Source organism: Novosphingobium sp. 550D, from assembly GCF_057401885.1.
Map to the genome: position 1 here is coordinate 670082 of NZ_CM171613.1, position 14796 is coordinate 684877.

The 14796-nt window shown below is 63.2% G+C and carries 13 protein-coding genes and 1 tRNA gene; 3 read left to right on the plus strand and 11 right to left on the minus strand.

Annotated features, from left to right (window positions below):
• Positions 1-169 precede the first annotated feature (169 nt).
• The gene (locus AC2S2E_RS03170; protein ID WP_486523662.1) at positions 170-1870 is read left to right on the plus strand and encodes a hypothetical protein; all 1701 of its coding nucleotides are present in this window, start codon (positions 170-172) and stop codon (positions 1868-1870) included.
• On the opposite strand, the gene AC2S2E_RS03175 is transcribed toward AC2S2E_RS03170, so the two are convergent.
• From AC2S2E_RS03175 to AC2S2E_RS03205, 7 genes are all read right to left on the minus strand, one after another.
• On the minus strand, positions 1862-2953 hold the full coding sequence (locus AC2S2E_RS03175) for a glycosyltransferase family 4 protein (protein ID WP_486523663.1): 1092 nt from the start codon (positions 2951-2953) through the stop codon (positions 1862-1864). The genes AC2S2E_RS03170 and AC2S2E_RS03175 overlap by 9 nt on opposite strands.
• A 274-nt stretch (positions 2954-3227) precedes the next feature.
• Positions 3228-3614 (minus strand): GtrA family protein, encoded by a 387-nt coding sequence (locus AC2S2E_RS03180; protein ID WP_486523664.1) that lies wholly within the window; start codon positions 3612-3614, stop codon positions 3228-3230.
• Positions 3611-4309, minus strand: a complete 699-nt coding sequence (locus tag AC2S2E_RS03185; protein ID WP_476106052.1) for a class I SAM-dependent methyltransferase — start codon at positions 4307-4309, stop codon at positions 3611-3613. Before AC2S2E_RS03185 ends, AC2S2E_RS03180 begins: the two co-directional genes overlap by 4 nt.
• On the minus strand, positions 4309-5517 hold the full coding sequence (locus AC2S2E_RS03190; RefSeq protein WP_486523665.1) for a glycosyltransferase family 2 protein: 1209 nt from the start codon (positions 5515-5517) through the stop codon (positions 4309-4311). Before AC2S2E_RS03190 ends, AC2S2E_RS03185 begins: the two co-directional genes overlap by 1 nt.
• A gap of 42 nt (positions 5518-5559) precedes the next feature.
• Positions 5560-5644 (minus strand) — tRNA-Leu (locus AC2S2E_RS03195).
• A gap of 155 nt (positions 5645-5799) precedes the next feature.
• Positions 5800-6078 (minus strand): integration host factor subunit beta, encoded by a 279-nt coding sequence (locus AC2S2E_RS03200; protein WP_476106054.1) that lies wholly within the window; start codon positions 6076-6078, stop codon positions 5800-5802.
• 190 nt (positions 6079-6268) lie between these two features.
• The gene (locus AC2S2E_RS03205) at positions 6269-6622 is read right to left on the minus strand and encodes a GntR family transcriptional regulator (protein ID WP_476106055.1); all 354 of its coding nucleotides are present in this window, start codon (positions 6620-6622) and stop codon (positions 6269-6271) included.
• A 105-nt stretch (positions 6623-6727) separates the two neighbouring features.
• Between AC2S2E_RS03205 and AC2S2E_RS03210 the strand changes: the two genes are divergently transcribed.
• Entirely contained in the window at positions 6728-8524 is a 1797-nt protein-coding gene (locus tag AC2S2E_RS03210; RefSeq protein ID WP_486523666.1) for a peptide MFS transporter, read from the plus strand.
• 11 nt (positions 8525-8535) lie between these two features.
• Positions 8536-9222 carry an NnrU family protein gene (locus tag AC2S2E_RS03215; RefSeq protein WP_486523667.1) on the plus strand — a complete coding sequence of 229 codons (687 nt, stop codon included), beginning with the start codon at positions 8536-8538 and terminating at the stop codon, positions 9220-9222.
• Between the two features lie 244 nt (positions 9223-9466).
• Here AC2S2E_RS03215 and AC2S2E_RS03220 read toward each other — a convergent pair whose 3' ends face one another.
• The 4 genes from AC2S2E_RS03220 to AC2S2E_RS03235 form a co-directional block, all read right to left on the minus strand.
• Positions 9467-9973 carry a Fur family transcriptional regulator gene (locus tag AC2S2E_RS03220; protein WP_486523668.1) on the minus strand — a complete coding sequence of 169 codons (507 nt, stop codon included), beginning with the start codon at positions 9971-9973 and terminating at the stop codon, positions 9467-9469.
• A gap of 18 nt (positions 9974-9991) precedes the next feature.
• Positions 9992-10669 (minus strand): peptide-methionine (S)-S-oxide reductase MsrA, encoded by a 678-nt coding sequence (msrA, locus tag AC2S2E_RS03225; RefSeq protein ID WP_486523669.1) that lies wholly within the window; start codon positions 10667-10669, stop codon positions 9992-9994.
• A gap of 323 nt (positions 10670-10992) precedes the next feature.
• Positions 10993-12567, minus strand: coding sequence for a bifunctional phosphoribosylaminoimidazolecarboxamide formyltransferase/IMP cyclohydrolase (purH, locus tag AC2S2E_RS03230; RefSeq protein WP_486523670.1), 1575 nt, complete (start codon positions 12565-12567; stop codon positions 10993-10995).
• 342 nt (positions 12568-12909) lie between these two features.
• Positions 12910-14796, minus strand: a complete 1887-nt coding sequence (locus AC2S2E_RS03235; protein WP_486523672.1) for a heparinase II/III family protein — start codon at positions 14794-14796, stop codon at positions 12910-12912.

Sequence of the window (14796 nt, forward strand, 5' to 3'; positions counted from 1 at the left end):
TTCCGATCGTGGCGAAGGTGAAGGAAAATGGACAATATAAAGTTAATCCTGCCCTACCCTCCTCGCAAATCTACCTAACGGCGATCTCCCTAGGCGGGCGCAGGGAAAGCTGGCCATTTGCCCCACGCTGGGGCAGGATGGCGTGGGTTAGGCATTAAAGGCGGGTTGGATGGGGAATGGTGCTGCGCTGCGCGGTCGATGGCTGCTGGCGCTGATGGTGGGCTGGGCCTTGGTGCTGGGCGGGCTGTGGCTGGCCGCGCCGCCCGAACATCCTGAAATCACGGTTTTCTATCGCCTGTTACAGGATCAATGGCTGCTGCTGGCCACGTTCTGGGCTTGGGCCGGGGCGGCGCTGGCTCTGTGGCGATGGCGGCGTGTCGGGCCATGGCGGATGGGGCCGCGCGCGGTGGGCGTCGTGATTGCGCTGGCCTTTGTCGTGGCGCTGGCGGGCCATTACCTTGTCCTTTGCGGCTATGACCTCAGCCGCGACGAACAGATGGTCAGCTTTGACGCGGCCATTTATCGCAACGGTCGACTGGCATGGCCGATCCCCCCCCCGTGGCAGGGCGATATTGCCGCGCTCAACACGATTTTCATGATGCCTTTGGCCCATCCGGCGGCATGGGTTTCGACCTATCTGCCGGGCAATGCCTTGCTCGAAGCGATGCTGGGGCCGGTCAAGGCGCCGCTGCTGCTGGCCATATCGGTGCTGGCGCTCTGGCGCATCGCACAAAGGTTGCTGGGGCCGGATCAGGACGCACAGGCCGTCACGGTCGCGCTGTTCCTGTTGTCGGGTCAGGTGCTGTTTTCGGCGATGAGCCGCTTTGCCATGCCCGCCCATCTGGCCTTTAATCTGGTCTGGCTCTGGCTGTTCCTGTGCGACCGGCGGCGGACCGATCTGGCAGCACTGGCGGTGGGGTTTTTCGCCACAGGACTGCATCAACCCCTGTTCCATCCGATGTTCGTCGCGCCATGGCTGGCACTGTTGTTGTGGGATCGGCGCTGGGGCCGCGTGGTGCTGTTTGGGGCTGGTTATGTCGCGGCGGGCCTGTTCTGGCTGTGGTGGCCACAGATGACACTGCACGCGGTCATGGGGCCGGATTCCATGGTGGTCGAAGCGGGCAGCGATTACCTCTCGCGCCTGATCGATACGCTGGCGCAGAACCGGGACAATGGCACGTTGATGGCCGCCAATCTGCTGCGCATGGCGGCATGGACGCATCCCGCGCTCTGGGTGCTGGCGGCGCTTGGGGCGATTATGGGGTGGCGCGACGGGCGGGTGCTGGCGCTGATCGGCGGGATTGTCATCATTGTCGTGGTGATGGGGCTGATCCTGCCATATCAGGGGCATGGCTTTGGCTATCGCTATCTCCACCCGATGCTGGGCAATGCGGCGCTGCTGGGCGGGCTGGGCTGGCAAAGGCTGGGCCATGCGTGGCGGGATCGGTTGCGGTCTGGCTTCGTGGCGCTGTCGGGGCTGACGCTGCTGGTGCTGATGCCGATGCAGGGGTGGATGGCCAACCGTTTCTATGGCGCCTTTGCCGCGGCCAGCGCCAAGATCGACACAGTCCATGCCGATTACATCATCATCGGCAATTATGATGCGCCGCTGGCGCTCGATCTGGGTTTCAACTGGCCCGATCTGTCAAACCGCCCCTTGCGGTTGATCGAATATGATTATGACGATCTGGAAGAAATGGCCCCGCGCCTTTGCGCCCATGGCGAAACGGTGGCCCTGCCCCGGCGCAGTTTCTATTTCGGCATAGGCCGCGCGATCAACATGATGCCGGGGCGCACCACCGAGCGTCGCCGCGCATGGCACACGCTGGAATTCACCAAGGCCGGGTGCAAGGTCGTCAGCCTATTTTGACGCCAGATCGAGGACAGAGCGCGCCATCACGTCCCAAGAATAGCGCCCGCCCGCCCATGCGGCCATACTCGCCCGTTCCGCCATGGTCAGGCCCGGCGCGTCCAGCACGGTCGCGATCCGGGCCGCGCAGCCTTGCGGATCGCCCAAATCCACATCCACCCCGCGCATCCACCGCCCCGCCTGTGGGTCGGCCAGATGCGTGGGCGCGCCGCAAATCACCGGCAGGCCGCAAGCCATCGCCTCCTGTATCACCAAGGGATAGCCTTCGCCCACACTGGGCAGCAGCAGGCAATCGGCGCTGCGATACAGCGCGGCCAGTTGCTCCGCGCTTTGCGGCCCCAGATCATGGACATTGGGCAATCCCCATTGCCAAGGTCGGATCGGCCCCGCCCCGGCCAGCAGAAAGCTGATATCGGGCCGCATCGCGGCCACCGCCCGCAGGATCGACAGGCCCTTTTTCTCGACAAAACGCCCGACGAACAGCACCCGCCGACGCCCGCCCGGCACATCCTGCGCCGCAGGGCCAATATGGGTGAACACCTCTCGATCCACGCCATTGAACAACAAGGCATGATCGCGCCACGCCGGATCGCCCAGCAAATCTCGACGCACCGTGTCCGATATGAACACCAACCGATCCGCCGCCCACAGCATCGGGCGCGTGACCACGGCATTGGCCAGCGCCATCACCCCGCGCATCACCGCCGAGGCAAAGGGAATGCCGGCAATATGCTGAATCAACACCACCGGGCGCCCGCGCATCTTGCCCATAACCATGGCCAGAATGGAGGTCACATAAAGCGCATCATGCACTACCAGCGTATCGGCATCCCCCACCGCCCGCCACAGGGCCGCAATCCCCCTTGGCCCCGGAATCGGCATGGGCAGACCGCTCAGCTTCTCGGTCGGATTGACGCAGGGCAGCGCGATGGCGCGGATATCATTGGGGGCGGCATCCTGCGCGCTAGCCGCCCAAGTCACTTTGGCCCCCGCCGCCTTCATCCGGCGCGAAAGGTGGCCCGCCACGCGCTCTATCCCGCCAAGGTGGCTTTCGAAAAAATGGCTGACCATGAGGATGTGCATGGTGTGGGCTTAATCGCTTTGCCTCCGGCGGGCAAAGGGTCATCGACCCTTTGCAATCCCGTTTTGGGGTGGTGTGTGGTTGGAGAATGGCGTGGATAAAGGATTCCTGTTAAAGCCTGCGGCGCGGCGAACTCGTGCTTGTCCGCGCCGCAGGCTTTAAAATTGAAACCCATCCCCCATCAAGCGAGGCAGCGTTTTCGGCACCCACCCCATATCGGGATTGCAAAGGGCCCCCGCCCTTTGCCCGCCGGAGGCATCTTACCCCCTGCAGACCTTACTTCCGAACAATCGCCCACCGCGACAGTAGGAAATTCGCCCCGATCATCAGACAGGAGGCCAAAGGCGCGGCATAGACCATCGCCAACCCGACCGGCCCGCGCAACACCCATGTCACGCCAAGGGCCAGCGGTGTGTTGGTGCTCATGGCAAGAGCATAGCGGCCATAGCGCGCCATGCTCATCGGTTCGCGAAAGGTCAGGTGGGAGTGCAGGACGTAGCCGACCAGCGACACCACCACAAAGGACAGCGCAAACCCGACCGCCGAAATCGCCAGCGGCCCGGCGCCCCGCATCGCCCAATCGGTGGCGATCATCACCCCATTATGCAGCCCAAGGCATGTCGCCGCGACAAAGCCATAGGCCAGACCCGTGCGCAGGCTCATGCCGTTACATGGGCGCGCACCAGATAGATGCAGGCATTGTCATCGCGCATCGCGGCGGGCGTCACGGCATCCTCAAATACAGCGCGCGCATTCATGACAATCGCCAGCGCCCCGGCGACCAAAGGCCCCAGCACCGGAAATTTGCGCAGTACAAAGGCAAAGGCCGTCAGGCGGATCATTGTCGTGGTGGCCAAAGGCCCACAGATTGAATGCATTTCCTCCACCTTGATCCCGCGCGTTTCCAGATCCAGCGCAAGGCCGGTCCGGGTCCAACGACGATGATCTTCGGGATGGGGGTGATAGAACCAGCTGCCATGGGTGGAAAGGATCAGCGTCCCGTCCGGTTTAAGCAAACGGCGGATTTCCGCGCAATAGGCGTCCAGATCGGGGACATGCTCCAACACCTGGGCCGACAGGATGGCGTCCACGCTGTGATCGGGCAAAGGCACGCGTCCGTCCGGGCCGATGGGCAATTTGCCCTTGGCCACGGCGTCATCGTCAATATCGGCGGGCCGGTAATCCAGCCCCATGCCCCGCAACAGCGCCGCATAGGGCAGATCGCCGCATCCCAGATCGACAATCGTCGCGCCCTTGGGCAAACGCCCCGCCTGCGCCCGGATCAGCTTGGACAAAGGCGCCAGTTGCAGCCAGTCCGTGTGCCAGAAAGAAGGAGCCACGCGGCGCGTATTGTCCATTACAGATCCTCCTCACCCGGAACAAAGGCCGCATCATGCCCCGCGATGATCGCCAGCAAGAACCCGCCCAGCGCGGTCTGTACCCCGATCGCCCCGGACGCAGCGGCCACCACCAGCGGCAGCACCGAAGGCAGCGGCAAATAGCCGCCCGCGCGCCAGTTAATGCCGATCACCGCCAGACAAGCCCCTGAAAACACCATCAGCCCCAATCCCAACACCAACGCATGTTCCAGCGTCAGCACCGGGCTGAAGCGGTCGAACCAGTTGTTGAGATCACGATAGCCGGTTCTTACGCCATAGAAATGGGTGGCCATCGCCATAATCGCGGCAAAATGACCCACGGTCAGCAAAAATCCCGCCAGAATGGTCCATCCCGCACCCACCACCGGATTGCCCGCCAGCCAGCCCATGTCAAAGCCCAGCGCCACGCCCAGAATGCCCACTGCCGCCAGCATCGCGATCAGCGACGGCACGCCAAACACCCAAGTGGGCGAGAGCATCAACAAATAGCGCAAGTGCCGCCACCCATCGCGCCATGGCCGCAAATGCGGCGCCCGGTCGCGCAGATCGGGTTGCAGCTTGGCCGGCACCTGTTCGATATGCAGCCCGCGCAGAGAGGCTTTGATCACCATCTCGCTGGCAAATTCCATGCCGGTGGAGGACAGGCCGCATTCCAGAAAGGCTCGCTTCGTGATCGCGCGAATGCCGCAATGCGCGTCATCAATCCCGCTGCGATAAAACAGGTTCAATATGCCCGTCAGCACCGGATTGCCGATATAGCGGTTTTTCCATGGCATCGCCCCTTTGGCGATTCCCCCGGCAAAGCGCGACCCCATGCACAGATCCGCGCCATCGACCAATTGCCCGATCATCGCCACGCCATCGGTGAAATCATACGATCCATCGGCATCGCCCATCAACAGATAGCGCCCATGCCCGCCTTCGCATCCGCCGATCAGCGCCGCGCCATAACCGCGCCGGGGCACCGCCACCACGCGCGCGCCCTGCGCCGTGGCATAGGCCTGTGATCCATCGGTGCTGCCATTATCGGCGATGATGATTTCAGATGTCAGGCCATAGGCCATCTCGATGCGATGCGCGGCCTCCTTGGCATTGGCGATGCAATGGGGAAGGCTTTGAATTTCGTTGAGACAGGGCATGATGATCGACACATCAATGCCATGGCTTGCCTGCTCGCTCTCGCCCACTGTTCCACCCCGACCCCGAATGCGGCCACATGCCGGCTGCGCTGGTACGGACGGCGGGACTCGAACCCGCACGAGCAAAGCTCAAGGGATTTTAAGTCCCTGGCGTCTACCATTCCGCCACGTCCGCAAGGCAGGATCATGGCTCTGGCAGATCGGCGGGCAAACGGCAAGAGGGGCGCGTATGGGCACCATCACCCAATATCCCCCGCCCCCAACAAAAAACGCAGGCGCGCCCCCCGACTGCCTGCGTTTTTGTCGTAATCGGCCCGAAAGCCGGTTTTTTCAGACGTTAAGCCGCGCGCGCATTTCCTTGCCCGGCTTGAAGAAAGGCACCTTCTTGCCCGGCACATCCACCGCTTCGCCGGTGCGCGGATTGCGCCCCTTGCGCGGATCGCGTTCGCGTGTGGAAAACGCGCCAAAGCCGCGCAATTCCACCCGGCCACCATCGGCCAGTCGCTGAGCGATTTCATCAAAGAACACATCGACGATCTTTTCCACATCGTCGGTGCGCAATTCAGGGTTGGCCTTCGCCAGCGCCTGCAACAGTTCAGATCTGATCATGAACACACCCCCTCTGGGCCGCGGTCCCATTCCTAATGGCCCGACCGTTCAAACAACCTCTCATCCGGGTCGAGTCTTTTTGCCGACCTCGGACTGTTTTATGTACAGAACTTCAAGACTTTGTACAATAGCGCCCTTAGGTGCAATACGGTGGAGCGCCTTGGATCAGCGACGATTTTGGTCGTTTTTTTCAGACTGAGGGGATCGTCTGTTCCAATAATTCGCGCGCATCCAGGCCAAGGCGCGCGATCCGATCCAGCACCGCAGGCCATTCATTCTGCAAAAATTGTTGTTTTTCAGCGTTCAACAACCATTCGCGCGCGCCGGGGGCCACCATCATGCCCACCCCGCGCTGAACCTCGACCAATCCATCCAGTTGAAATTGCTGATACGCCTTGGCGACGGTCAAAGGATTGGCCCCCTGTTCCGCGGCCAGCGCCCGCACCGATGGCAACATCGTGCCTTCGGGATAGGTGCCATCAATGATCGCGGCAACGATCATATCGCGCAGCTTGAGATAGACCGGGCGGGTGTTGGCTGTCATGGCGCATCACTGCCATAATACAGCCCATCACACAAGCGCGACCATCGCGGCGAACGGCCAACTTGGCGCTTTCCTTTGCTTACTTCGATGTTAATTTGCGCCCCCATGATGACCCCTTCTGACGCGGCGCCTTTGCCCGCCGCCGCCACGACAACCGGCCCGACATGGTTTGGCCATCCGCGCCCGCTGGCCCGCCTGTTCGCCATCGAGATGTGGGAACGTTTTGGCTATTACGGCATGCGCGCGCTGCTCATGCTGTATCTGACCAAGCATTTCCTGTTGGGCGACCGGGTTTCGGCGGGGATCTATGGCGGATATACCGCGCTGGTTTACCTGACGCCGCTGATCGGGGGCCTGCTGGCGGATCAATATCTGGGGTCGAAACGCGCGGTCAAATTTGGCGCGCTGATCATGGCGGCGGGCTATTTCGCGCTGGCGCTGGGGGGATCGCCGGCGCGGCCATGGGCCGAATATGACGGCGCGCGCCACGCCATTGTCGTTTCGCATTTCCGCGACGGGCCAACCAGCGCCACCGACGAAACCCGTTCGGTCGAGGATGGCGGGCGCCTGCTGCTGATCAAGGGGCTGGAGGATGGCAGCATCGACCTCATCGCCCCCGACGGATCGGTGTCGCGCCATTTGGCCCCCGGCGCGTTGAAGGAAGGCGCGGATCGCGATGAATTGCGCCTTGCCATCACGTTGATGGCGCTCTCGGCGGTGGCGGTGGGCAATGGCTTTTTCAAACCCAATATCGCCACCATCGTCGGCCTGCTCTATGCCGATGGCGATCAGCGGCGCGATGCGGGTTTCAGCATTTTCTACATGGGCATCAACCTTGGATCGTGGCTGGGGCAAATGGCCTGTCCGATCCTTGCCGACTATTTCGGCTGGGGGACGGGGCTGGCCTCGGCGGGGGCGGTGATGTTGATCGCATGGGCGATGATGCATTACAGCCAGAGCAGCCTTGGCGGGCTGGGCGAACCGCCAGTGGTGGCGGGGCGCGATCCGGCGCTGTGGATCTATCCGGCGGCGTTGCTGGCGATTCCGGCCTGCTATTTCCTTTTCACCAATCTGATGCATGCCGCCGCCCCCACGCCGGGGGCCGGATTTATCGGCTATCTGATGAGTCTGCCGGTGATGGGCAAATTGCTCTGCGCCACTTTCGGGATCAGCCTGCCCGCCATCCTGATCTGGTCATGGCGTGTGGGCAGCCGGGCCGAGTTTGAAATGATGCTGGCCGCGATCATCCTGATGGTGTTCAACACCGTGTTCTGGAGCCTGTTCGAACAGGCCGGATCGTCGCTGACCCTGTTCGCCGACCGCAATGTGGACCGCTCGGTATTCGGCTGGTTCGAAATGTCGGCGCCGGGGACGCAGCAATTCAACGCCATCGGTATCATCACGCTGGCCCCGATCATGGGGGCGCTGTGGTCGGTTCTGGCGCGGCGCGGGTGGGAACCCTCGATCCCCGTCAAATTCAGCATGGGGCTGATCGGCGTGGGCGCGGGTTTCCTGTTCCTCGTTTTGGGCACGCGTTTTGCCGGGGCGGATTATCGGGTCGGGCTGGGTTGGCTGGCGGGGCTTTATCTCATTCATTCGGTAGCGGAATTGTGCATCTCGCCCGTGGGCATGTCGATGATCACCAAACTGTCCATCGCCCGTGTGGTGGGTCTGATGATGGGGGCGTGGTATCTCTCGCTGGCCATGGGGCAATATGGCGCAGGGCTTTTGGCGCAAATGGCGACAGTGGAAACCGTGGGCGGCCAAGTCACCAACCTGAAGCTGAGCCTTGATACCTATGTGGCGGTGTTCACCCAGATCGGGATCGTGACGATCGGCGTTGGCCTCGTGTTGCTGGCGTTGGCCGTGCCTATCCGCAAACTGATGCATGGGGTAAGCTGAGGGGGCGAAGTATGGATCAGGCGTTTTCATGGCTGATGACCGGGGCGATGGCCTTTGTCGGTTCGCATTTCCTGATGTCCCACCCGTGGCGCGCCGGATTGCTGGCGCGGTTGGGGGAAAAGGGGTTTCTGGGGCTTTATTCGGTCGTGTCCTTTGCCACGCTGGGCTGGACCATCGTCGCCTTTCGCGCGGTCGGGCCGGGTGGCACCCCGGTCTGGGACGGGACAGGTGAGGCCATCTGGATCATCGCCAGCCTGCTCTCGCTGATCGGCATAACGCTGCTGCTGGGGTCGCTGCACGCCAATCCCGCCATGCCGCAAGTGCCGGGCGAAAAGATCGCCGCCGCCCGCGCCACCGGCGTCTTTGCCGTCACCCGCCACCCGATGATGTGGGGCATCGCACTATGGGCGCTGGCCCATGTGTTGGTCGCGCCGACGCCGCGTGTGATCGTGCTGATGGGGGCCATGGCGGTGCTGGCGCTGGTGGGCGCGCGGTTGCAGGATGGGAAAAAGGCCGAACTGCTGGGCGCCGCATGGGAAAGCTGGAGCGCGCAGACATCCTATTGGCCGCGTGTATCGGCGCTGGGGCGGATTTCGCCGATGTTGTGGGGCGTGGGGATCGTGGTGTGGCTGGGCGCGACGTTTGGGCATGTCCATGCCAATCACGTTCTGGCGGGCGTGTGGCGGTGGGTTTTGTAAGGGTTTATGCCTCCGGCGGGCAAAGGGCGGGGGCCCTTTGCAATCCCGTTACTGTCAGCGTGGCGCTATGGGTTGGGCGCTTGGTGTCGGAATTTCTAAAGCCTGCGGCGCCAATCAGCGCTACCTCGCAGCGCCGCAGGCTTTCAAAACCGTTGGACGACACGCAAAGCAACCAATCTCACACCACCCCAAAGTGGGATTGCAAAGGGACGAGTCCCTTTGCCCGCCGGAGGCACAAAGCCCCTTACTCTACGCCCGCAGAACACTCCGCACACATGCCGCGCAATTCCACCACCGGGCGTACATCGGCAAAGCCCGCCCAGCGCGCCGCCTCGATCAACGCGCCGGTCAGGCGGTCATCGTCGATATGCACCGCCTTTCCGCAACCGTCACAGATCAGGAAGATGCAGTCGTGGCGGCAACCGGGGTGCGGGTTGGCGATATAGGCATTGGCGCTTTCGACCCGGCGCGCCAGATTGGTGCGCACGAACAGATCAAGGATGCGATAGACGCTGTTGGCGGCCACGCGCTTGTCGCGGGCCTTGGACACGGCCTCGGCAATGTCATAGGCGCTGGCGGGTTTGTCGCGCCCGGCAAGGGCGTCGAACACATCGCCGCGCATATCGGTCCATTGTTCCCCGGCGTTTTCCAACGTGGTGCGGGCGGCGGCGACCAGCCCTTCGCCGCTATATTCGCGGTGGCGGGGGTGTTCGTGGACATGGTCGTGGTCGTGTTCGTGGGTGGCGCTCATACCCCCTTATAGCCCAAATCAGTTGCGGGTGAAATCAGCCTTATAGAGGGCTGGAAACATCTGTTTGAACGCGGCCACCTTGGGCACGTCCCAATAGGCGATATAGGGGTGGGTCGGGTTGCGGGCCATGAAATCCTGATGCTCACCCTCGGCGGCATAGAATTGGCGATAGGGTTCGATTTTGGTCGCGATCCGCCCGCGCCACAGGCCCGACGCCGCAATCTGACCCAGATAGGCCCGCGCCACGCGATCCTGTTCCGGCCCGATGGGGACCAAGGCGCTGCGATACTGCGGGCCGATATCCGGGCCTTGTCCATTGGCCTGGGTCGGGTCGATGATGACCGAGAAAAAGATGCGCAGCAGATCGTCATAGCGCACCTGTGCCGGATCATAGGTCACGCGCACCGCTTCGGCGTGGCCGGTGTTGCCATGACCGACATCATCATAATGAGCCGTATTCGCAGCCCCGCCGTGATAGCCGGAAACCGCGCTGGTCACGCCTTTGACATGGCTGAACACCGCCTCCACACCCCAGAAGCAGCCGCCGTCAAAGATCGCCTGTTTCAGGCCCGGCGTTTCCTGCGCCATGACCGTGGCCACAGGCGCCGTCACCGTGTGTGTGTTGGCCGCATCGGCATTCTGGCACGCGGCCAGCGCCAGCATGACGGGAAGGGCGAAGAGGATGCTCCGCCCCATCACCTTATTCCGTCGCGTGAACGGGCGAGGCGTTAGCCTGTCCCACAAGGCCGGAAATGCCACCCGAACCGGTGGCCATAACGGCTACGATCAAAGCGCCCCCCAGCGCAAAGCCAATAGCAAATGAGCGAAGCAAATCGCGGTTGAAGAGGCGCATAAAAAAGTCCGGAGGTTGTTTCTGGGGTCGCAAATGGTGATGAATTGGGCCGCGTCTAGGCCATCAAAGCTTAACCCAGCATGACACCGCGACCAAACGGGGCATATGTGCGACGAAATGCTGCAACGCAATGGGGCGTTGCAGCATTGCATCACATTGGCCGCAATTAATGGCGGAAATGGCGCATGCCGGTGAAGACCATGGCAAGACCGGCTTCGTCCGCCGCCTTGATGACTTCATCGTCGCGCATCGAACCGCCCGGCTGGATCACCATGGTCGCGCCCGCCTCGACCGCGGCCAGCAGACCGTCGGCAAAGGGGAAGAACGCATCGGAAGCCACCGCGCTGCCCTTGGTGCGGGTTTCGGCAAAACCGTGAGTTTCAGCCGCTTCGGCGGCCTTGGCGGCGGCGATCCGCGAGGAATCGCGACGGTTCATCTGGCCCGCGCCGATCCCGGCGGTCACGCCTTCCTTGGCGTAAACGATGGCGTTCGACTTGACATGCTTGGCCACAGTCCAGGCGAACAGGGCGTCCTGCAATTCCTGTTCGCTGGGCTGACGCTTGGTCACGACTTTCAGGTCATCCAGAGTGATCGCGCCATTGTCGCGGTTCTGGACCAGCAGGCCGCCCGCAATCGGCTTGGCGATCAACCCGCCGCGCTTGGGCGAGGGGATTTCACCGATCAGCAGCAGACGCAGGTTCTTCTTCTTGGCAAAGACCGCCTTGGCATCGTCATTGGCATCGGGCGCGACGACCACTTCGGTAAAGATGCCGCTGATCGCTTCGGCGGTCGGGCCGTCCAGCGGGCGGTTGACGGCGATGATGCCGCCGAACGCGCTGACGCTGTCGCATTTGAACGCCGCCTCATAGGCTTCGACCAGCGTGGATGCCGTGGCAACGCCGCAAGGGTTGGCGTGCTTGACGATCACGACGGTCGGTTCGGCATCCTTGAATTCGGCCAGCAGTTCGAGCGCAGCATCGGCGTCGTTGTAATTGTTATAGGACAGTTCCTTGCCCTGCACCTGTACGGCCTGGGTCAGACCCTTTTCCTTGGCGCCATGGGGCACGTAAAGCGCAGCAGCCTGATGCGGGTTTTCGCCATAGCGCAGCTCGGCCACGCGCGCGCCGGTGATGGCGATGGTCTCGGGGAAGGTTTCGCCCTGATCGACAGTGGCAAACCACTGGCTGATCGCGCCGTCATAGGCCGCGGTCAGCGCATAGGCCTTGGCGGCAAACTTGCGACGCTGGGCCAGCGTGGTTTCACCACCCGCCACGATGCCATAGTCGGCCGGATCGGTGACGATGGCGACGAAATCGTGGTTCTTGGCCGCAGAGCGAACCATGCTGGGGCCGCCGATGTCGATGTTCTCGATGATCTCTTCGCGCGTACCGCCCTTGGCGACCGTCTGAACGAAGGGATAGAGGTTGACCACCACCAGATCGATCGCGCCGATCTCATGCTCGTTCATGGATGCCACATGCTCGGCATTGTCGCGCACGGCCAGCAGGCCGCCGTGAACCTTGGGGTGCAGCGTCTTGACCCGGCCATCCATCATTTCGGGGAAACCGGTCAGCTCCGAAATGTCCTTCACATCCAGACCGGCGTCGCGCAATGCCTTGGCCGTGCCGCCGGTCGAAACCAGCTCAACACCCTTGGCGGCCAGCGCCTTGCCCAGATCAACAAGACCCGTCTTGTCCGAAACAGAGAGCAAAGCCCGGCGAATGGTGACAGTGTCAGTCATGGATGGAGTCGTCCTGTGAAGCTGCGTGTTTGGCGCGGCCCATAAGGATTTTGGCGGTTTTGGGAAGGGTGAAGGGGGGTAAAGGGCAAAGAAAATGCGAGGGGCTCGCCCCTCGCGCTCCCATTACTGTCTGCGTCGCGCCATAGGTTCGGCGGCAACTGTCGGACGCAGCGTCGAAATTTTAAAAGCCTGCGACGCCTTTAACGCGACCTCTCCGCGCCGCAGGCAATAATTCAAACCGCTTCGCGGATCAGCGCCCAACTGCCAGCCAAGCGCAACCCCATAACGGGATCGCAAAGGGCCCCCGCCCTTTGCCCGCCGGAGGCATAAAACCTCCAAACCCTACCCCATCTTCTTCAAAATCCACGAGAAGCTCCCACCCCCCCGCGACACCATGCCCTGAATGACCAATTGCTGGACCGGCACAGGCCGCCCCTGCCCATCGGCCCAGATCGATTCCTCGATGGAGATTTCGCCCCCGCCGCTGCGGAATTGCCAATAGGAGCCGTCGGGCAACGCCATGCCCACGCCCTGCTTATCCTGTGACAGGCCGATTTCGATGCCGGGGCCAAGGTGGAAACGCAGCGCATAGGACACCATGCCCCGCTTGCCCTTGCGCCCGGTGGGGACCAGCAGATCCTCGCCGCGCAATTCGGTGCCGTCGTCGCGCAGGATCAGGATACGGCGATGCGTCAGGCCATAGCGCCCGGCATAGCCATCGTGGCTGGCCTCCAGCCTTGTTGCGCCCCAAGTGCGACTGGCCGCGCCATTGCGCTCGCCTTCGATGCTGCGACGGTCAACCTCAACTTCGGCCACGCCCGAGCCGAGGCCGCCATTGATCAGCACCGCCGTCGAATTGGCATCGTCCAGCACCAGCGTCGAATGGGCCGCCGTGGCGCGCAGCCCTTGTTCCAGCCGCACCGGCATAAGGCCACCCGCCGCCGCGCCGCCGCCGCAATTGATGATCACCCGCTGTCCGGCATGGCTGAGTTCAAAGGCCAGCGTCGAGGCGCAGCCATTGCGCGCATGGCGGGTCAATGGCGGGGGCGCAGCGTCGAATTGCATCACGCTCTTGCCCGCGACCACGCGCTGATAACCCCATTGGCGCACCTCGCGCAGGGGCCGCGTGCGCACACCCGACGCCGCGATCAACGCCGAGACATCCGCCGCCGACACCGCCCATCCGCCCTGCCAACTGCCCAAGGCGCCATCGCCGTGCGTCAGCGCCAGCAAAGGCGGCACCATCAGCGCCAGAATCGCCTCCAGCGCGGCGGGCGGTTCACGCCGTGTCGCGCGATAGCACGCGATCACCTGCACCAGCAGCGCAATCGCCTCCATCTGACCGAGCGGGCTGCGCGACATGCAGCCACCGTCATCACCCAGCAATTCACCCAGCGAAGCGATCAGCCCTGCCTCACCATACAACCGGCGAGGGCGGCCATCGGGCAGCAGCAGCCCCGCCGCGACAATCGCGCACCAGCCCGCCACCTGCGCCAGCGTATCTTCGCCCCGCGCCACGTTGCGGTCCAGCCAGCGAGCGTGGTCGTTCATCGCCTCCAGCGTCTGCCCCCGGAGCGTCTTGTCCCCGCCCGACAGCAGCAGCGGCGCATGGACCAGCCAGCCCAGCAGGCGCGCGCCCGTATAGGCCACCGTCCATGCCGGCCCCTTGCCGGGCCGCGACGGCGCCTTGGGATTGGCCATCAGCCAAGCGGCCAGAATGCGTTCGGCCACCGGCGAGACCTGTTCACGTGGCCCCGCCGCCTCCAGATCGGCCAGCCAGTGGAACCCATGCACCATCCGTTCAAGCGGCGGCACCATCCGCCCCGCCCCGGCCAGATCAAGCTGGGCAATCGGCTGTTTCAGCCCGTGGACCAGAAAATGGCCCGCCCGCAGCGCAGCCCCCGCCGCCTTGTCCCCCGGCAGTGGATTGGTGACGGTGGCCAGCAATTTGGGGCGCGCGGGTTTACGAAAAGGCGCAGTCAGCACAGGCCCCGGAATGCCCATGCGATAGGCAAGCCGGATCAACCGTTCCCCTGCGCCCAGCGAAGGCGGCGTAAAATCCGCCAGCGCCAGCGCGCGGCCTGGTTCAACCAACTGGGCCGCGACATCACCCTGATCCGGCGTTTCGGCATCATCCGAATTCGCGTCCAGAGTTGGTAATGGGATAGCCTGCCCCTTGCCCTTACCCGACTTGCGGGTCTTGCCCTGTGCAGACATATCCAGGTTCAT

Bases quoted from the DNA above. Each gene is read 5' to 3' on its own strand.
- AC2S2E_RS03170 (WP_486523662.1), top strand. From the start codon at position 170: ATGGGGAATGGTGCTGCGCTGCGCGGTCGATGGCTGCTGGCGCTGATG.
- AC2S2E_RS03175 (WP_486523663.1), bottom strand. From the start codon at position 2,953: ATGCACATCCTCATGGTCAGCCATTTTTTCGAAAGCCACCTTGGCGGG.
- AC2S2E_RS03180 (WP_486523664.1), bottom strand. From the start codon at position 3,614: ATGAGCCTGCGCACGGGTCTGGCCTATGGCTTTGTCGCGGCGACATGC.
- AC2S2E_RS03185 (WP_476106052.1), bottom strand. From the start codon at position 4,309: ATGGACAATACGCGCCGCGTGGCTCCTTCTTTCTGGCACACGGACTGG.
- AC2S2E_RS03200 (WP_476106054.1), bottom strand. From the start codon at position 6,078: ATGATCAGATCTGAACTGTTGCAGGCGCTGGCGAAGGCCAACCCTGAA.
- AC2S2E_RS03205 (WP_476106055.1), bottom strand. From the start codon at position 6,622: ATGACAGCCAACACCCGCCCGGTCTATCTCAAGCTGCGCGATATGATC.
- AC2S2E_RS03210 (WP_486523666.1), top strand. From the start codon at position 6,728: ATGATGACCCCTTCTGACGCGGCGCCTTTGCCCGCCGCCGCCACGACA.
- AC2S2E_RS03215 (WP_486523667.1), top strand. From the start codon at position 8,536: ATGGATCAGGCGTTTTCATGGCTGATGACCGGGGCGATGGCCTTTGTC.
- AC2S2E_RS03220 (WP_486523668.1), bottom strand. From the start codon at position 9,973: ATGAGCGCCACCCACGAACACGACCACGACCATGTCCACGAACACCCC.
- msrA (WP_486523669.1), bottom strand. From the start codon at position 10,669: ATGGGGCGGAGCATCCTCTTCGCCCTTCCCGTCATGCTGGCGCTGGCC.
- purH (WP_486523670.1), bottom strand. From the start codon at position 12,567: ATGACTGACACTGTCACCATTCGCCGGGCTTTGCTCTCTGTTTCGGAC.
- AC2S2E_RS03235 (WP_486523672.1), bottom strand. From the start codon at position 14,796: ATGAACCTGGATATGTCTGCACAGGGCAAGACCCGCAAGTCGGGTAAG.